This window comes from Flavobacterium granuli, from assembly GCF_900129705.1.
Lineage (GTDB): Bacteria > Bacteroidota > Bacteroidia > Flavobacteriales > Flavobacteriaceae > Flavobacterium > Flavobacterium granuli.
On sequence record NZ_FQWO01000001.1, the window covers coordinates 485,924 to 506,183 of the forward strand.

9 protein-coding genes are annotated in these 20,260 nt (G+C 37.8%); all 9 read right to left on the bottom strand.

The window, feature by feature from the left end; genetic code table 11:
• Positions 1-203: 203 nt before the first annotated feature.
• The 9 genes from BUB25_RS02120 to BUB25_RS02160 all read right to left on the bottom strand — a co-directional run bounded on the left by BUB25_RS02120 (position 204) and on the right by BUB25_RS02160 (position 20,256).
• Complete coding sequence (locus BUB25_RS02120) at positions 204-1,766, bottom strand: sulfatase (RefSeq protein WP_244533800.1); 1,563 nt, start codon at positions 1,764-1,766, stop codon at positions 204-206.
• 466 nt (positions 1,767-2,232) lie between these two features.
• On the bottom strand, positions 2,233-4,308 hold the full coding sequence (locus tag BUB25_RS02125) for a sulfatase-like hydrolase/transferase (RefSeq protein WP_072939106.1): 2,076 nt from the start codon (positions 4,306-4,308) through the stop codon (positions 2,233-2,235).
• Positions 4,309-4,619: 311 nt separating this feature from the next.
• Positions 4,620-6,041, bottom strand: a complete 1,422-nt coding sequence (locus BUB25_RS02130) for an alpha-L-fucosidase (RefSeq protein ID WP_072939774.1) — start codon at positions 6,039-6,041, stop codon at positions 4,620-4,622.
• Between the two features lie 438 nt (positions 6,042-6,479).
• Positions 6,480-8,024 (bottom strand): sulfatase family protein, encoded by a 1,545-nt coding sequence (locus tag BUB25_RS02135; protein ID WP_084089379.1) that lies wholly within the window; start codon positions 8,022-8,024, stop codon positions 6,480-6,482.
• Between the two features lie 4 nt (positions 8,025-8,028).
• The gene (gene galA / locus BUB25_RS02140; RefSeq protein WP_084089381.1) at positions 8,029-10,476 is read right to left on the bottom strand and encodes a beta-galactosidase GalA; all 2,448 of its coding nucleotides are present in this window, start codon (positions 10,474-10,476) and stop codon (positions 8,029-8,031) included.
• Positions 10,477-10,521: 45 nt separating this feature from the next.
• Positions 10,522-12,291: a beta-N-acetylhexosaminidase gene (locus tag BUB25_RS02145; protein WP_072939110.1), complete on the bottom strand. Its 1,770-nt coding sequence runs from the start codon at positions 12,289-12,291 to the stop codon at positions 10,522-10,524.
• 414 nt (positions 12,292-12,705) lie between these two features.
• The gene (locus tag BUB25_RS02150; protein ID WP_072939113.1) at positions 12,706-14,469 is read right to left on the bottom strand and encodes a RagB/SusD family nutrient uptake outer membrane protein; all 1,764 of its coding nucleotides are present in this window, start codon (positions 14,467-14,469) and stop codon (positions 12,706-12,708) included.
• A gap of 30 nt (positions 14,470-14,499) precedes the next feature.
• A complete protein-coding gene (locus BUB25_RS02155; protein WP_072939116.1) occupies positions 14,500-17,733 on the bottom strand; it encodes a SusC/RagA family TonB-linked outer membrane protein in 3,234 nt (1,077 codons plus the stop codon).
• Positions 17,734-18,489: 756 nt separating this feature from the next.
• Positions 18,490-20,256, bottom strand: coding sequence for a RagB/SusD family nutrient uptake outer membrane protein (locus BUB25_RS02160; protein WP_072939118.1), 1,767 nt, complete (start codon positions 20,254-20,256; stop codon positions 18,490-18,492).
• Positions 20,257-20,260: the final 4 nt, after the last annotated feature.

Here is a 20,260-nt window from a genome sequence, read left to right on the forward strand (position 1 = left end):
TTGCTAGCGGTACTATATGGCCTGCTTTGCCAGTGCAGATCGCCTTTTTATTTATTGGTGCTTAATCGCACCCTTTTTTATTTTGAGCGCTGTTTGATGATTATTCAATTGCTTGCACAAACATGTTGTTAGCGATGATTTCATAAAAACAGAACCTAATTTAAGGTTTTAGAAACAATCCTTTTTATACTGAATTATCACTTCTATTCACTCTCATCAGGCATCTGTACGGGCTGATTCGTTTTCTTATCTATTGGCATAGTTGCCTTCCATTGTCTTAATTGCTCCGACAATGTTTTGGACAATGTTTTTACCACCTCAGGATGTTTGTCCACAAGATCTATATGCTCTCCGATATCCGTTTTTAAATTATAAAGTTGCTTGCTTTGGTCGCGCATATCGTATATCAGTTTCCAATCTCCTTTTCTGATGGCGCTCTGATAGTTGATACCCGGCCCCTCATTTGCTATCCATTTATTGGGAATATGCCATATCAAAGCCCTATTGTCGTCCTTAAAATCAGGATTTTTCAAGATAGGAACAAAACTTTTTCCATCTATATCCTGTACTTTTTTATCATCGCTAACCTTAGCCATTTCCAACAGGCTTGGAAAAAAATCTTCAATAATTACATACTGATCTGCCACCGAAGCCGGCTTAGTCACACCAGGCCATTTTACAATCATGGGCACTCTAATCCCGCCTTCGTTTACAGAACCCTTGCCCGCTTTCAAAGGCAAATTTTGCGTATGGGCTTGTCCTCCTCTGGGCGGTGCAAGACTCAAACCGCCATTATCACTCATAAAAACAATAATCGTATTTTTATCGGCTTGCTTGGATTTTAGATAATCCATTACATCGCCGAGACTCTGATCCATTCCTTCTACCAGACTGGCATATTTTGCTTCGACCTGATCCAGTCCTGCATCAATGTATTTTTGATAATAACGAGGATCGGCCATTATCGGGTCATGCACCGCATAATGTGCCATGTTCAAATAAAAAGGCTGTTTGTTTTTTATCGGATTTTCAAGTGTTTTTATTGCTTCTTTGGTGAGCGCATCGGTCAAAAAAGTACCCGTTCCATAATATTCTCCCAAATCAGGAACCGCCTGCCAGCTTGCTTTACCGGCTTTGTTTCCGTAATTATCCTCACCCAAATAACTTTGTGGATGTCCCGCTGCATGACCGGCAATATTTGTAATAAAACCCATACTCAAAGGATTGGCCCCGGGAGTTCCTGCTGATCCCCAATGTGCCTTACCCACGTGTACCGTAAAATAACCCGCATCTTTCAATAATTGAGGAAAAGGAGTTGCGTATTGCGTATGTGGAATTCCTGCCACGGGACTCATGCCATTGTAATTCCATTCTGGGGCACTAAACTGCTCGTCCGCATTATCGGTAGGATTATTATTTGCTGGGGAAGTCCAGTTTGTGATTCGGGCATGAGCCGCATTCATACCGCTGAGCATACTGGCTCTGGTTGGCGTACATACCGGTTGCGCATAGGCGTTGGTAAACTTCATGCCTTCTTTGGACAATCGTTCCATATTCGGAGTATGATAACGTTTATTCAATGGCATAACGCTATCGCCAAAAGGTACTGAGGTATCCATCCACCCCATATCATCCACTAAAAAAACTATGATATTGGGTCTTGATTTTTTATCTTTTTTTGAAAACTGAGCCTTCGCGCTTCCCATAAATAAAATCAGCAACATCATACTGACACAAAAACGAAACTTATTTAACGACACATTCATCATATACTATTTTTACAATTATTACATTCTAATTCTCTACTTATTATAAAGCCAACTCATGGGCTGCAACTAGTTTTTAATGATAATTTTTCGTCAGTTCGAGGCATAATTTTTATTCTAAAAAAGGCAATATAAAATGACGTTACAACTATCTCGTCAGTTCGAGTGAATTTTCAGAAAATGCGAACAGTTTTATCAGAAAATTTGTATCGAGAACCATTTTTAACAAAAACGTCATGATAGTCTTTTTCAATAGAAAATCGTATCGAGAATAGAAAAATTGTTATTAAAAACGGTTCTAGCTAAAGCTCTTTTTCTCCCGACAGATCGGGACTCGGATCGATAGATTTTTTGTTCCGTTTTACTCCGTAAAGAACACTCAAACTAACGCTTTAAATAATTACATCCAACCAGTTTAAACCTACTATTTGACCTTAACTTAAAAAAAATCATTTAGTTTTTCCTGCTATTTTTTGGAATAATATAAATCATTTGCTTCTAAAACTTTCCAGTCCTCTGCCGATGCCGCTTTCCATTTTATGGTAGTGCTGTTAGTTACATCGGAATTTTGTAGCAAATAAATCGAAACCGGATGGTAGCCTGCTTTTAAAGAAACCTCCTTCGTTAATTCCTTAGTCGGCTGATAGCCAAAATCAGCATCAAATAAACTGGCTTCGTGCAAACGCATATAAGCTTTTCCGGATGTTTGAAATGAAAAATTATATTTGCCATCGCTTGGAATTTTTATAAAACCGGTATAAAGAACCATGCCATTCTTATTGGCCTCTAAAGCGGTATTTATTGATTTACCTAGCGCCTGTTTTTTTGCTTTCAATCCTTTTTCCGAAACCACCCAAGGAAAATCCCCTTCAAAAAATTGCTGGATCAATCCTGAAGAAAGTTTGGTTGAAACAGTCGCAGCTGGAATAAAAGCATTGTCATAAGGACGAGGCGCTTCCGCATCCGCCTGTCTTAGTTGCAAAACGGAGGCCTTCATTTGTTTTTGCATTTTTTCAAAACCGGCCTTTAGCGCCAGATTATTTATCTCCTGTGGATCTTTCACCACATCATAAATTTCAAAATCATCTTCAGCAGATTTAATATCGTAACGAACTCCTTTATAATCGCCCATTCGTATCAGCTGCATCTGTCCGCGTTTTTTATCCCTATGTGCAGGATTGAACTCTTTAAAATTTGGCGTTTTGCCCTCACCTTGATATTCTACATAAACTAAGCTTTTTTGCTGTTTGCCTTTAGCCGTCAATGATGGTAATAAGGACACTCCATCAGTTCTTGCGGGTGCGGGAATCCCGGCCATTTCAGCAAATGTAGCCATCCAATCAGATAACATCGAAGGAGTGGTGATCACTTTTCCGGCTGCAATATGTTTGGGCCAATTGGCCAGAACAGGCATGCGAACTCCACCTTCTAAAACATCTCTTTTAATACCTTCAAAAGTGGCATTACTGGCAAAAAATGTAGGTTGGAATCCAACAAATGCTGCCGGAAGATAAGACTCTATAGAAGCTCCATTATCCGATGAAAAAACAACCAAGGTATTTTCATCAATTTTTAAGTCTTTCAGCAATTGAAGTATATCGCCCACTCCATCATCTATACGACGATTTGCAGTAGCATAACGCTTGTAAGTGTCTGGCCATGCTACTTCCTTTGTAGCTGGGTTATTATCATCATCATAGGTTGCATCTGCGTATTCAGGATAAACAAAGCTATCCGGAACGCCCGAAGCAGTATTGATCATTTGCCCTGATTTCCCTGTCCATTGCAAACCTCCATTTAATCCCTTTCCTTTGGGATAATCCTGAGTAGGCAGTTCTAATACGGCATGAGGCGCGTCATAAGCGAGGTACATAAAGAAAGGCTTGGAAGCCTCTTTCCCTTTTACGTGATCAATAATTTGTTTTTTGGCGACAGCCGTCCACAAATCAGTAGTATAGCATTTAGCCAGTCCTTCTGCCACATTTTTATAATTGTCATAAACTTCTTTTTTACCGCGATACAAACCTTCAAAAGGATAATGTTCATGCCCATCCATATGACGCATATATCCGTAATAAGAATCAAAACCTCTCTTTAAAGGATGCGAAGGCCAATCAGGGCCGGTTTCCTCTACTCCTTGTAATCCCCATTTTCCAATGGCCATCGTCTGATAAGACGCCTGTTTCAAAACCGTCGCAAGAGTGTGATTGTCCTCCAACGCTTTATCAAACTGGTTGTCTCTAACATGTGCATTACCCTGATTGACCCCTGTTAACAAAGAGCCTCTTGAAGGCGCACAAACCGGCGCATTACAATATTGCTGGGTAAAAATTGCTCCCGAAGCAGCCATCTGGTCCAGATAAGGCGTAATCTGGTATGGTTTGGAACGGTCATTTGTTTTCATACGCTGATTTTGAAAAAAAACGCCTATATCTCCATATCCCATGTCATCCACTAAAATATAAATGATGTTGGGCTTTTCTTGGGAAATCCCTTTTAATGCAAAACAAGTGATCAGTATAACCGAAAATATTTTTCTCATATTTATTTTTAATTATTTAAGTTGTTCTTTATTTATTCTTTTTTATTTAATCAAAAACCTTTTTCTGACTACAGACATAGGACGAAAAAAATCGGACACAATGATACAGCTAGTAAATTTTTCATATTTCTTTCGCCGATAGAAATTATGCCTCTCATCTGGATCTTTTTGAACATAAAGACTGACATCCTATAGTTGTATCGCAACCAAAAAAAGAACATGCAAATCCATTTGTTTTCTTTCCGTTATCAAGTATTCATTTTGTGTTTTTAAATACCATAGAGTAATTATTTCTATTTATTTAAAACGAATCATTTGTTAATTTCTTCGACATGATATGCTGCAAAATTTGTTATATCCGGCCCCGCTACTGATTGATCAATCACCAATCGTAGTTTTTTTGTAAGAACCGGTTTATCAGATAGAAATATATATTTATTACCTATAGCCGTTCCTTTGTTGATTGTTTGCCATTTCCCTTTCTGATAGGCTTGTATGCTGAACGCCCTTACGCGATGTCCTGTAGCAATATTTTCCTGTACCACAAACTGATTGACTGCCGTTTCCTGAGCCAACTTCAGTTCAATTATTTTCCCTTTTCCTCTTGTAGCAGCAAGAGGAAAATCAAAGCGTCTTTTTATCTCATCGCCCCATTCCTTTAGTCTTTGAACATCTTCTTTTGGCATAAGCCCTGTATTATCAGGTGTTAACCCCATAATCAGAGTTGCATTTCGTCCAACTGATTTGTAATAAATGCTCATCAGTTCTTTCAAAGGATAAATACTCTTTTCATCACCAGGTTCCCAAAACCATTCATGTCTTCCGTTAAAACCGCGCAAAGGCGCATCGGCCATCGCTGGTACCCAATATTTTCCATTTACATCTCCCTCTTTCAATAATTGAAATCCGTTTTTAGAGATTCCGGGAATAGCACTTTCTCCTGAACCTGTAAAATTGTATGGAAATGTAGACCAGCAAGGATAATTAACCATCCCACTTTCAGAGCCGCCCCAACGTGCTTCGGCCAACTGGTCATTGTGATAAAACAAACAATCAGGCTGGTACTTTTTCACTATTGGCAATACATCTGGCGCTCCTTTTTGTGGGGCACTGGCGCCACCATCAAACCATATTTCGAACAAAGGGCCATAATTAGTACAAATTTCTTTTACCATTCCTTCCACCATTGTATTGTAATAGGCTTGTCTTTTTTTCTGCATTGCACTATTGGGTTCACCATCTACGATGAAATCATGGACACCAAAAAATGAATTCCAACGAATACCCAAATAAACACCTGGTTTGATATCATGTTTGCGGCACGCATCTGTAAAATCCTTAAAAAGATCCCCCTTTCCATCTTTCCATTTCAAACTCTTCATCGAATACGGATTGACATCCGATTGAAACAAAGCGAAACCGGTTTCATGGCTAACGGTAAGTATAGCAAATTTTGCACCCGCTGCTTTGGCAGAAATGACCCATTGTTCGACATCCAATTGTTTCGGATTAAAAATATTATAATCGACAACTGGCGTAATCCTGTTGGTGCCTTGGTTGTATTTTGATTCATCAAATACATGTAAATCATAATGAAAAACCACCCCAAATTCGGCTTTCTGCCAGGCCAATTGCTGTTTGTTTGGCAAAGCCAAGGACTTTAATTGTGCGTTTACCGAAAAAAAACACATTAAAAAAATACTTAATGGTAGCTTTACATATTTTGAACTCATTTCTATTCTTATTTTTAAATACCCTTTATTTTTAGCTAAACCGGATTTAGGTTTCACAATTAATTCTTTTTAAAATCTTAGTTAAAATGCGGTCGTTTTTTACCTCACTAAAAAGACATCCCTAAAAGAGATTAGGCTGAACTATAAAGAACATTACTTAAAACTGCGAATTAAGGGTTGAATTTATATGCCGTCCCTCTGGGACTTTTTCTCAAATCTTAAATACTTTTCTATAAGCATTTCGCTCCTCTGGAGCTTATAATGAATAAAGGTTATATAATAAAGTTCCGTTAGGAGCGAAATAGCTATAGAGAGTATAATTCAATAGATTCAAAGCTCCAGAGGAGCGACATATTTATGACAAATTAATGATCATAAACAATCATAACTTTCAACCCTTGATTAGCATTAAAAACAATTTAACTTCTAAAATCGAACTTAATCCTCCGCCAAGATCTTTTTGGCATCCTGATCGTCATATTGGTCAGTCAGTTTGTTGAGTTCCAGTTTCATCTGGGCGGTGATTTTTTCATATTTCTTTTGCCCGTACAGATTATGCATTTCGTTGGGATCTTTTTGCAAATCATACAATTCCCAAGAACGTACTCTTTTGTAAAAACGAACCAGCTTGTATCGTTTGGTTCTTACGCCAAAATGCGGTGATACGGCATGTTCTCCATTTTCGTAATAATGGTAATAGATGGCGTCACGTCCTTTGGCTTTTTTATCTTTAAGCAACGGCAAGAACGACTGTCCCTGTTCGTCTTTCGGGATGGCCACTCCGGCTGCATCGAGCATCGTTGGTGCAATATCCAGGTTCATCACCAAATCATTGGATACCGTTCCGGGCTTTACCACTCCCGGATAACGCATCACCATTGGAGTTCTGAACGATTCTTCATAGATAAAACGTTTGTCAAACCAGCCGTGTTCGCCCAAATAAAACCCTTGATCCGACATATAAATCACGATGGTATTCTCTGTCAAATTATTTTTGTCCAAATAATCCAAGGTACGGCCAATATTTCTATCCAATGAAACTGCGGTACTCAAATAATCGCGCATATAGCGCTGGAATTTCCATTCGGTCAATTCTTTTCCCTTTAAATTACGAGCTTTGAAGTCGGCTGCTATGGGTAAATAATAGTCGTCAAACTTTTTTCGCTGTTCGGCGTTCATTCTGGAAATGGTCCCTTCCTTATTTGCGGCGGCTTCATCCTTAAAAACTTTAAGGTCATATCCCATCACCATGGTTTCGGAAATAGACATATCCTGCACTTTGGCCGCTTCCCGATTTTTGTAAGCGTCATAGAAATTATGAGGCAAAGGAAAAGTAACATCGTCAAATTTCCCCATGTCCTGAGTATCCGGTATCCAAGTACGATGGGTGGCTTTATGTCCTATGACCAAGCAAAAAGGTTTTTCTTTGTCGCGATTGTCCAACCAGTTTTCGGAAACATCTTCGACTATATCAGAAACATAGCCTTCGGTGCGTTTCTTTGTGCCGTCCATCATTTGAAAATCCGGATTGTAATAATGCCCTTGGCCCGGCAGAATTTGCCAATAATCAAAACCCTGAGGTTGGGATTCTAAATGCCATTTTCCAATCCATGCCGTTGAATAACCCGAAACTTTTAGTTGTTTTATAAAACTGTCCTGACTTCCGTCAAAGTGAGAGTTCTCATTGTCCTTAAATCCGTTTTTATGGCTGTATTTGCCCGTTAAAATCACGGCGCGGCTCGGACCGCAAATAGAATTGGTCACATAGCCTTTATTAAACAAAACCCCTTCTTTGGCAATACGGTCGATGTTTGGGGTTGGTTTCATTGTATTGCCATAGGCGCCAATAGCCTGAAAAGCATGGTCATCCGAAATGATGATAACAATGTTAGGTCTTTTTGCTGCTTTGTTTTGGGCCCATACATTCGATGTTACACCACAAGATAAGGCAACTAAGAGTACTGAAATTTTGAAGATTTTCATTCGATTATTTTTTCATGATTATTGAAACGGCTGCCGCTTGCACTCCTTCAGCTGTGGCGGTAAGGGTAAATTCACCGGCTTGCTCCATAGACTGCAGAATGATTTGGCATTTCCCGTTAAATAGTGATCGTTTCCAGTTGCCGTCCATGCATTTATCGGCCTCGTGCGAACTTGGGTCACCATTACCCACTCCTAAAATAGTGGCATTGCCTTTTAACTGGAATTGGATCAAATTCATCGCATCGGGAATTTCCCTGCCTTGTTTGTCAAGAACTGTAACATTGATGACTGACACATCATTTCCGTCGGCGTTTATTGCTTGGCGGTCCGGTGTCAGGACAAGCTGGTAAGGCGCTGAAGTCGTTTCGACAGCCGTGCGAATTGTTTTTCCGTTCTTCAAGCCTACCGCTTCTAATTTTCCAGGCTCATAAATCACATCCCATTCTAAATGGCTGTTGCGTGGCATGGTTTTCTTTCCTAAGCTTTTACCATTTAAAAACAGTTCGACTTCATCGGCATTAGTGTTGCACCATACATTTACCTTGTCACCCGCTTTGTGGCCGTTCCAATGCGGGTAAATTTTGATAACGTCTTTGTCTGTCCACCAGCTTTGGTAGTAATAGTAGGTGTTTTTTGGAAAACCACACACATCCATTATTCCAAAATGCGAGTTCACATTTGGCCAGGTAAACGGAGTGGGTTCTCCACGATAATCAAAACCAGTCCAAACAAAACCGCCCATTAACCACGGTCTGTCAACGGTAAATTTCCACCATTCTTCTGCTCTTTGTCCCCAACCCGGTTTGTTCAAATCATAATCCGGCAGATAGCCTTTTATCGAATCTTTGGCATACATTCCTCTGGAGCTTACCATAGAGGACACCTCGCTAAAAACAATCGGCTGAGTTGGATGTTCTTTGTGATAATCATCTAATTCTTTGATGTGGTAATTGAATCCTCTGACATCCATTTCCTGGTTGATTCCCTTGAAATTGATACCATTATTCCCACCATAAGTACTCAGTCTCGAAGGATCTAACTCTTTTTGGCGTTGTACCAAAGTATGCGCCATGCGTCTGCCTAAATCGGTGTTTTGAACTCCTGTTTCCTCGTTTCCAAGACTCCAAAGCATGATGCTGGCGTGGTTGCGGTCTCTTTTTACCAATCGCTCAAATTGGTCCAGATTTTCTTTACCCGTTCCAATTACGCGAATCTCATCCATCACCATCATACCCAGCTTGTCACAGGCTTCCAAAACTGATTTTGAAGGCGGATTATGGCTGCAACGGTACGCATTGACTCCCATTTCCTTCAACAATTTAATTCTATAATACACCAAAGCATCCGGCACTGCCGATCCAACACCCGCATGATCCTGATGCACGCACATGCCTTTTATTTTCATCGATTCTCCGTTTAGAGAAAATCCTGTCGTAGCGTTATAATCAAAAGTTCGAACTCCAAATTCTGTTTCAATATTGTCAATTATCTTCCCGTCTTTTTTCACGATCGATACTAATCGATATAAATTAGGCGTGTTAAGACCCCACAACAGCGGATTTTTGATAGAAAAATTCTGTTCAACTTGTTGTGTTTCGTTGTTTTTTATCTTTAATTTCTCTGTTCTAGTTGGGGTAACTTGTGTTCCTTTGGCATCCATCACATAAGAAGATACCGTACATTCTGCGATTTTACCTTCCTGGTTTTTTACCGTGGTTTGAGCAACTACTTTCGCTTGTGATTTCTCGACTTTCGCATACACATAAACGCCGTATTCCGGTATGTGAACGGGAGTAAAAGTTTCTAAAGCTACATTTCTATAGATACCCGCTCCTTCATAAAACCAACCTTCATATTGAGTCGCATCAACGCGAAGAACGATTAAGTTTTCTTTGTCAAATTCGATGAAATCAGTGATATCAAAAGAGCTTTCGGTGTAACCTCCAAAATTGCCTCCAATGTAATTGTTATTTACCCATAATTTAAAATCACGGTACACTCCTTCAAATCGAAGCACAAAACGCTGGCCTTCCTTTTCTTTCTCTACTGAAAATTTTTTACGATACCAACCCACGCTGTTCTCCGGGTAAAATCCGCCAACGGGTCTGTAACCATGACTTTGAACGTCAAAATGTTTGTGGTATTCAAAAGGAAGTTCTACCGCCCAATCGTGAGGCACATTTACCGTGCGCCATTTACTATCGTCAAATTTTGGTGTTACAGCGCCGCCACCGCCACCAGCAATTGTAAAATTACGAACAATGCCGTAACTGAAATCTTTTTCAGGATTATTAGCACTGCCTAAATGGAATTTCCAGTTTTTATTAAGGGATTCGGTTTGTCTGGCTGTTGTTATTGCACCATTTTTCTGTGCCTCGGTATTTTGAAAGGAGAGCAACAAAATTGAAATGAAAAACAATAATCCGTAGCCTTTTTTGAAAGAAATCATCATGTTTTAATTTAGTATATAGTTTTAATTGTTTTTTTCAAATGCTATCTAAGGATGCAAATCTGAAGTAAATACGACAACCCCCAGATCTCCTAGTCTTTTTGAGTGGGAATAAGCCTTGCTTTTGAATCTATCCCAGTTCTTGTTTTCTAGAGGCGACCACAAAACTTCTGATAAGGCCAGCATACGCGGCATAGTCATTTGTTCTAAATGAGGCACTGAAGAAATAAATTCGGTCCAAATACAGCCTTGGGATCCCAGCACAAAACGGGACTCGGCAGCTGTTAATTCCTTTGGTATGGGTTCGTAATCATATACTTTCTGTAGCGTGTTAATCGTAAATTTTGCGGCAAGTGGTTGGGGAACAGCAAGGGTATCGGCCTGATATCTGTTAAAATAAAGCACCTTAGACGGACTCATTATTACATCGTGCTGCAGTTTTACCGCTTCAATTCCGCCTTTCTCCCCACGCCAGCTCATCACTGTCGCATTGGGAGCCAATCCGCCTTCGAGTATTTCATCCCAACCAATAATTTTCCTGCCTTTGGCCGTGATGAATTTGCCCATTCTTTTTATGAAATAACTCTGTAATTCCTTTACATTTTTCAGCCCTTCTGTTTTCATCCTTTGTTGGCATAAAGCACAGTTCTCCCAACATTTTTTATCGACTTCGTCTCCCCCAATATGAATATAAGTGGATGGAAAAAGTTGCATCACTTCTTGCAATACGTCCTGCAGGAACGCAAAAGTTTGTTCCTTTCCTGCACAAAAATTAGCTTCGGCTCCCGGAAGCGGACCTTGGGATCTTCTCACCTCTTGCGGATTTCCGGTACAGCCCAATTCCGGATAAGCAGCCAGAGCAGCATCTGAATGTCCAGGCATCTCAATTTCCGGAACCACTGTCACATTTCTTGCTGCGGCATAGGCTACAATTTCCTTAACCTGGTCTTGGGTATAATAACCCCCATAGGAAAAGGGTTCTCCTGTCAGACTCTGATCGACTTTATAAAAAATACTTCCCGGAATCTCTTTTCTCCAAGCTCCAACCGATGTCAGTTTAGGATATTTTTTTATTTCCAATCTCCAACCCTCGGCATCAGCCAAGTGCCAGTGAAAAACATTCATTTTGTAAGTCGCCAGCAAATCAATGTAATTCTTTACTGCCTCTGCCGAGAAAAAATGACGGCTTACATCCAGCATCATCCCGCGCCATTGAAAACGGGGATAATCGGTAATTTTAAGACAAGAAACTTTTAAGGCTTCATTGGTTCGAATGGCCGGCATAGTCTGCAGCAAAGTTTGAATCCCATAAAAAATTCCCTTGTCGGTATTGGCCGAAATCACAATTCCCTTTTCGGTAACGATTAGATTATAGCCTTCCTTTCCGGTTTCTTGCGATTTTGAAATTAATAATTGAATCGAAGTCTTTGCCGGACTATTGGTTATTTTTAATTTGTTCCCCGATAAAGACTCGATAGCAGTTGAAAGAAATTTTGCCTGCTTTGACAGCTCCGGATGTTTCGAACTGAAATAAATCTGAACTGAAGGAGCTATAGAAAAATTTCCTTCCAAAAGCTGCATTTGTACCGGCTCAGGGATTATGTTTATTGTACGTTTACTATCATTTCTAAAACGCTTAACAAGCGTATCTCCAATAGTTTGCCCATTAATGTAACTACTTAGTTTTATGCCGCTTGAAGTAAGTGGAGTAGCATTTTTTTTATGAGAAACAATCAAAGTTCCATTTTTAGAATATCCATTGAAGCTTATTCCAACTGTGCAAATTAATACTATTATTTTTGTAAAACTTAATTTCATCGATGCATTTTTATAATGGACTAGCTCCTCTAATTTAGGAGGCGTAATAATTAAAATTCAGCTTAAAAGATATTCTCAAAAATAGAACAGATTCCTTACTAAATACACCAGTACCTACCAGTTTTTTTTATTATATCTATAAAAAAAACCAACAAATTCAATATTATTAGGATTTATTTTTGAGTGCAAGCGTTTCAAAATTGCATCTTGTTTAAAAAAAAATTACAAAAGATTAAAAATGAGCGCTAATCAATATTGTATTGAGAAGGGCAAGCTCTTTTTAATCGTTTTGTTGCCAGCTGTATAACTACTTTTACTGTTGCTATTTAAAGAATAGGCTATGTATAAAAAAAAAGTTTTGCCTAAGATATTCAACATACCTTAGACAAAACCTTTTAAAGAATAAAAATTATATTACCAGTTTGGATTTTGTGTATATCCAGCTAGAGTAATTTGATTTAGAGGGATAGGTAATAAATAATCTCTATCTGCTCTAAATTTGTATCCCGTTGCCATGGCTGCAACATTTTTGTAAGGCTCTACATAGCCATCAGCATTTGTTTTGTAGATGTCTATATTTGTTACACCTGTCCATTGTGCTTTTTTAGCCCCTAATGGTTTTTTACCGATGATCAACTCATCTGCTGCTGCCCATCTCCAAATGTCATCATGACGGAAACCTTCAACAGCCAACTCGATGCGTCTTTCTCTTCTTATCTCATTAATAAGCGGCGATAAGGCAGGGAATGCCCAGTTTGGATCGGTAACAATGCTACCAATTATCAGATTTGGCATTTGAACTCTAGCTCTTAATTTATTAATTGTTAGATCTAAATCCCCCTGAGTTATGGTTCCCAATTCCGCTTTTGCTTCAGCGTGAATTAATAACACTTCAGCGTATCTAAAGAAAATTAGCCCTTGATCACCCATTCCGTTGAATTGTTTCACATAATTTGGATCAGTTCCTTTGTATCTCATAAAACCAGTGGAACAATTATCTTCGGTTGCCTGATCTACAATTGGGTTTGTAAATTCATCATTTGGCGCTCCCCCTGGTTTATTATTAGTGCGAGGATGTAAATTATCATTCACATAAATCGATTGGTTCAATCTAGGATCTCTGTTTTTAACGATATCAATTAATGTGGCGTCACCTTGATAAAGTGAACTAGCACTAATTGGTTTACCATCAGTACATAAATAATCATCAACCAAACTTTTTGTCAATCCTTTACCAGTACCTAAAGCTGAGTATTGAGCCCAACGAGTCGTAAAGTTTGAAGCTACATCATATCTTCTCCAAAACATTACTTCTTTACTGCTATCATAGTTGGACTGGTTGAAAAGGGACCAATATCCTCTATTGTTTCCTGTCGTTTTATTGTCTAAATCAAAGTATCCCGAATCCATAATCGCTTTGGATACAGTAGCTGCTTTAGTTAGGTATTTGTCTCCATTGGATCCCGTTACTCCAAAGGCAGTTCCTGCGTGGTATTTTTCCCAAGTACCTTCGTATAATGCAATTCTAGCTTGCAATGCCATGGCTACTTCTCTGTAAACACGGTTGCTTGATGCTCCACTTTTGGTAGGTAAATAAAGAACTGCTTTGTCAAGGTCAGCCAATATATTATCGGCAATGATTGATCTTGATACTCTTGGCGCTTTCAAAAACTCAATATCACTAGGAGTTAGCGCTTTGTCAATCCAAGGCAGATCCCCAAATTTTTTCATTAAATCAAAATACAATAGCGCTCTAAAATAATGAGCTTCTCCTACGTGTTCTTTAATTACTTCAAAATTCTCTGTGCTCTTAGTATAATTTTGCAGAAAATAATTCACGTTTCTTATTCTTCCCCATTCGCTTATGCTCCAACCTCCACCAGAAGATGGCACAATGCGTTCTCCGTTCAGGATTTGTCCGTTGAAGTTAAGGTGAACCATGTTATCCGTTCCTTCATCAGCATCTAAACCGTAAATTCCTTGAGTCATAAACCCTTGATAGGATGGTAGGAAATTGTTGTAAAAATTATTAGCGTATAATTTTAAATCGTTTTTAGTTTTCCAAAATTCACCATCACTAATATTCACCTCTGGAGAACGCTCCAAGAAGTCTTGTTCGCAGGAAGTAAGTGCTAAAAGGCAAACTAATCCTGCACCGACATATTTTATAAATTTCATAGTATTGTATTTTTAGAGTTATGATTTTCTTTACAAAGTGATGTTAGCACCTACCGAAATGCTTCTTTGCAAAGGATAATTTTTAGCATCAGAGAATGTGTTCTCAGGATCCAATACGGAGTGATCATTCATTTTAGTGAAAGTTCCTAAATTATCAGCACTGATGTAAAAACGTAGTTTCTGAATTTTTACTTGGTTCGAAATAGCAGCAGGAAGCGTGTATCCAATTTGTACATTTTTGATACGCAAGTAAGCCGCGTTTATTAAATATTTCGTTTGAGCTTCCGTATTCTTCCACCAGTTACCACCACCTATATATGCTTTTGGGAAAAATCCATTAGGATTCTCAGGTGTCCATCTGTCAAGATGTTCAGTAAACAATGAGCTTTGCCACTCACTTCCAACAATTCCGAAATACATATTACTTGTGGTATAATAGTCTCTTTTACCAACTCCTTGGATGAAGATGCTGTAGTCAAACCCTTTGTAGCTTCCGTCTGTAAAGAAACTATAACTGTATCTTGGAGTTGAGTTACCGATCACTTTTCTATCACCAGGATTAGCTACAGTAGAATTACCCCATGTTATATCTCCATCACCATTCAAATCTTTATACTTGATATCTCCAGCAGACCAGTTTGATAATGCCATTTGTTTTACATTGGCTAAATCATCTTCTGCGGTAAAGTAACGGTCAGTTACAAATCCCCAAATTTCACCCATTTGCTGTCCTTCATACCAAGTGTTCAACAATTTGTTAGGATTAGGGTATTTAGTAACTCGTCCCTTGTAATCACTTAGAACTCCTCTTACACCATATTTAAAATCACCTATGTTGTCATGCCAAGCTAAGGTCAATTCAAATCCTTTAGTTTCCAATGCAGTACTATTTGTTCTAGGTGCAGAAATTCCCAATATTCCAGGTAATTCTTGCGCAGGACCGATGTAATCATCCATTTTTCTAGTGTACATATCAAAAACGGCCGTCAATCTTCTGTTCAAGAAGGAAGCATCAACCCCAAAGTTTCTAGTAGTAGTCGTAACCCATGTTAAGGTAGGATCTACCAGTCCCGGAGTGTTTACATAAGGTTGTCTCGTTGGCCCAAAAAACCAGTTACTGGAAGTAGGAGAAACCGTTCCTAAACTTGGGTAAAAAGGGTAATTACCCAAAAGATCCGGGTCTTGAGCCCCTAATGAACCATATGAAGCTCTGAATTTAAGCGTATTCACCACATTCTCAATATTTTCTGACCAGAAACTTTCCTTGTTTACGTTCCAACCCACAGAAACTCCTGGGTAGGCTTTCCAACGTACGTCTTTTAAGAAACGGGAACTACCATCATAACGACCGGTAACCTCTACTAAATACTTATCATCATAAGAGTAGTTAATTCTTCCAAAGTATCCTTGAATAGCCAACTTGTAGGCATTGTCAGAAACAGAAGGAGTAGCTCCGTATGAAGTAGAAATAGATGGAATTTTATCTGAATACAAATTGTTATTAGAACCACTTAAAGCAGAAAATGTAGTTAATTCCTGCACATAACCTCCTAAGAATTTAAACTGATGTTTGTTAAGATCTAAGTCATAGCTAGTAAAAGCATTGATGATATTTTTTTGATATTTCGAAAAATATCTGGCAAAACCATTAGGTGCAGTACCTCCCACTTCTCTTAAGGTACCGCTAGGCAATGCTGTATAAAGTGTTTTTACATGATTAGTCTGATTGTTAAATGCACCATCAAAAGTATAGTTTACCGTTCCTGTCCAGTTTTTAGTAAATTTAGATACAAACTCTCCTGTAAATATTGGTTTATCGTTTGTCACAATGTTTCTGCCACCATCTTTCAATAATAAGATATCACTTTCGTCTGATATACCTCCATCAGGATTGTATAAGGCTAAATTGGGATGTTTTCTACCTATTTGATGCATATAATTCCCTCCGGTTTTACCAGCATAGGTGTTTGGAGTGTCATATATATCTTGTGAGAAAGCGCCTCTGAAATTAAAAGTAAGCCATTCCGTAAGATTGCTGGAAAGGTTTGCACGAAGATTATAACGCTTGTAGTTATCATCACCATAGCGGTACATTCCTTCTTTTTTATTATAGCCTAAACCAACATAATAATTGGAATTATCAGTGGCTCCACTTACGCCAATATTGTGTTGCTGGCTCAATGAAATATCTTTAAAATATATTTTAAACCAATCATTATTAGCGTTTGCTCCTCCCCAAGCTTTATAGGAATCACCCGTAGTGTTTGCTACTGTTTCTGTAGTAAGGGTTCCATTTTGATAGGCAGTCATTCTATCAATTGCATCTTGATTGAAAAAAGGAGCCCCTCCACCATTTGCAAGGGATTGATTATAAATTTTTGCAAAATCTAATGAATTCAACATTTTAGGAAGACCTATTGGTGCATCAAAAGTAAAATTGTTGTTGTATGTTATAGAAACAGGCTGCCCTTTTTTACCTTGTTTTGTTTTAATCAAAATCACCCCATAAGGTGCACTTGAACCGTAAACAGCTGAGGCAGCAGCATCTTTTATAACAGATACACTCTCCACATCATTCGCATTGATAGAGTTGATGTCACCACCTTGAATTCCATCAATAACAACTAATGGTGATCCTGAAGTGCCTAATCCTGTAAAACCACGAATGTTGATAGACTGTGTAGCATTTGGAGCTCCACCATTACTGATAATGTTCAATCCACCAACAGCACCTTGTAAACCTTGAGACAATCTTGTGATTGGTCGGTCTTGCAATACCTTTGAATCAATTTGAGTCACTGATCCCGTCAAGTTCGTTTTTTTCTGTGAACCATAACCTACTACTACCACTTCGTTCATCTGCTGAGCTTCAGACTTCAAGACAATCTTTAAAATCTTATTATCTCTTATTTGTATTTCCTGGTTAAGAAACCCTAAATAAGAAAAAACCAAAACCTCTCCTTTATTTGCGTCAATCGTAAAATTACCATCTAAATCAGTAGAAACTCCTGTTTTAGTCCCTTTTTTATACACATTAACCCCTGGAAGAGAAACTCCTTGCTCATCAACTACCTGACCAGTAATTTTTTCTACCGCTACACCGGTTTTGTTTTCAATTTTAAATTCCTCAGCAGTGTTAATACTATTAGATACCGTTGTATTTTTAGCATAAACTGCACTGACCATAAAGGTCCCCAGAATAAGCTGTAGAAATGCGACTTTTTTTATCTTAAAAATCGCATTAGTGTTGTAATTTTTAATCATACTTTAATTTTTTTGTTAGTTTGTTACTAAATAAAATTTAGCAACTACTATTAGATAATTACTTTTTTTAAAGGGCTATTAGCATAAAACAGTTTCCCTTTTTCCGTGCGCTGCTTTTTAAAACGTTTTTCCTTTCTTCATAAATTCTGGTTATGTTAATGTTCAGTTAGTGTTGTAAATTGATTTGGTTTATATCAAAATCGAATACCAGTATCATTTTTTTAAAAAAATCATAGATTACAGCTGCTTAATTGCAAATAAAATGGACAATGTTTTTTGTAATAACATATGATAATCCTAAACTTATTCAATGATCATTGCTGTTATTCACAAAACACTAAATCGATTTAGCTGTCCGATTAAATGTTTTCAAATGATTTAGATTTAAACCTTCCAATTTATTTGGTTTAGTTATTTAATGTTTAATATTTTGTTAAAAAATCATTTTCAAAAATAGAACAGTTCATATAAAAAATAAACCAGTACCTACCAGTTTTTTTACGACTTATATAAAAAAAAATGAATTCCTTTTAATTACTCATAATTGAAGTAAACTGTAAAAGACAGAACAAAGCTGGATCAAAATTAAAAATCAGTATAAAAATAAAACGCTTGAAACAGATATAAAAATCATGTTACAAGCGTTTTTTTTTAGGTCTAAAAATCACTCTATTTAAAGTGGCTTTTTCAGTGTCCTTACTAATATAGAAGTACTTTTCAACTAAAAGCGCCTCTTTATAAATTCAATTCTTCTATTTATTTCCAACCGGGATTTTGAACCAGATTAGGATTCAAAACAATTTCGTTAGAAGGAATTGGATATAAATAATAATATTCCGGGAAATTTCCTGGAGGAGGTCCGTATATGGTAACATAACCTTCAGCTGCTCCATTTTGAATTGTTAATTTATTTCCATAATCAGCATTTTTAACCCATCGTCCTAATTGCTCAACATCGGTATAATTCATTTTTTTCCATCTTCTCAGGTCATTAAATCGGTAGCCTTCACCCATAAGCTCTATTGCTCTTTCTCTTCTAATTTCCCAAAGTGTAGGCGTAACTGATGGATCACGGCTTATATCTATAGGTTCAGATCCCACAACTAAATTAGCAACTCCTCCACGAGCCCTAAGCTTATTAATTGTTGCATTAGCAATTGCTTGATTGAACTCTCCCAGTTCATATTTTGCTTCTGCATAATTGACCATTACTTCTGCAATTCTAAAAATAGGAGCATCAGCAATATCTACGTTTTGAATGTTTAACAAATTATTATAATACTTAAATAACTGATATCCTGTATAACCTGCAATAAAACCTTGTCCATTATTAAAATCTCTAAAATGCGGAGTCTGTTTCAATACCAGTCCCTGCCAGTTTCTAGCTGGGTCTCCTTTGTGCTTCACATCAGAAAGGGATGCTAGAACATCTAGATATTCTCTATGCTTAGGATTTGCATCATAGGTCCAAGTTAGATTATTAGCATTAACTTTAAATGGAGGAATTATCGTGTATAACATTCTCTTGTCACGATTTCTAAACTCATCATAAGGATCTTTATCTCCAATAAACATTGGACTACTCCAACGGGTTTGTCCATCAGTAAGCAAATACATATCTGCCGCTTTTTTTGTCAAGTCCCAATTCCCGGATGAATTTCTATGGGCCGAAGTCAATGTATGAGTAAATTGACCGTCTGTATATTGCTTATACAATATAATCCCTGGAACTCCTGCCAATGACTCACTATTGAATTCTAAATCATAATTAGGATTCAAATTTGGGAAGCTTTGCATTAATTTTTCAGATGCATCAGTACATGCTCTCAAATATTTATCAGCATCTCCCAGTGAATGGTATTTGCGCCAAGTTCCTTCAAAAAGACCAAATCTTGAAATTAATGCACGTACGGCATGAATCCCTATAGAATTAGGACCATCACCTGCGGGTTTAATATTCGCTTCCGCAAAAAGCAGGTTGTCTAACATTTTTTGTGTAACCTCATTTCTAGGAGTACGAGGGGCATACAGCTCTGGAGAAGCATCATTAAGCGCATGTTCCAACCAAATTACATCACCATATTTACTCACCAAATTGTAGTATTCATAAGCTCTAAAAAAGTATCCTACACTTCTCCAGTGGTCTTTTTCTGCTTGGCTAATAACAGTAGATTTATCAATATTATCCAACATAATATTAACTCTTCTAATGTTAGCATACGGCCCAGAATAGAAGCCGCTCGAAGCAGGAATAGTTTGCAATTGTTTTATCCAATCTGACATGGAAATCTTTGAATTACTATTCAAAAACAAATCCGCATTAAATTCTTCATCAACCACACCGCGATTATAACCTGGAAAAGTGTTGTAAAATCCCCAAGCATACGCTTTTATATTGTTATAGCTCGTAAAAGTTGTTTCCGTTACAAGTTGGTCCTCTGGAATTTGAGACAAATAATCTGTTTCACAACTGCTTATCAGAAGTGAAGAAATAGCGATAAGGGTTAAATATATTTTTTTCATGTTT

Bases quoted from the DNA above. Each gene is read 5' to 3' on its own strand.
- BUB25_RS02120 (WP_244533800.1), bottom strand. From the start codon at position 1,766: ATGAATGTGTCGTTAAATAAGTTTCGTTTTTGTGTCAGTATGATGTTG.
- BUB25_RS02125 (WP_072939106.1), bottom strand. From the start codon at position 4,308: ATGAGAAAAATATTTTCGGTTATACTGATCACTTGTTTTGCATTAAAA.
- BUB25_RS02130 (WP_072939774.1), bottom strand. From the start codon at position 6,041: ATGAGTTCAAAATATGTAAAGCTACCATTAAGTATTTTTTTAATGTGT.
- BUB25_RS02135 (WP_084089379.1), bottom strand. From the start codon at position 8,024: ATGAAAATCTTCAAAATTTCAGTACTCTTAGTTGCCTTATCTTGTGGT.
- galA (WP_084089381.1), bottom strand. From the start codon at position 10,476: ATGATGATTTCTTTCAAAAAAGGCTACGGATTATTGTTTTTCATTTCA.
- BUB25_RS02145 (WP_072939110.1), bottom strand. From the start codon at position 12,291: ATGAAATTAAGTTTTACAAAAATAATAGTATTAATTTGCACAGTTGGA.
- BUB25_RS02150 (WP_072939113.1), bottom strand. From the start codon at position 14,469: ATGAAATTTATAAAATATGTCGGTGCAGGATTAGTTTGCCTTTTAGCA.
- BUB25_RS02155 (WP_072939116.1), bottom strand. From the start codon at position 17,733: ATGATTAAAAATTACAACACTAATGCGATTTTTAAGATAAAAAAAGTC.
- BUB25_RS02160 (WP_072939118.1), bottom strand. From the start codon at position 20,256: ATGAAAAAAATATATTTAACCCTTATCGCTATTTCTTCACTTCTGATA.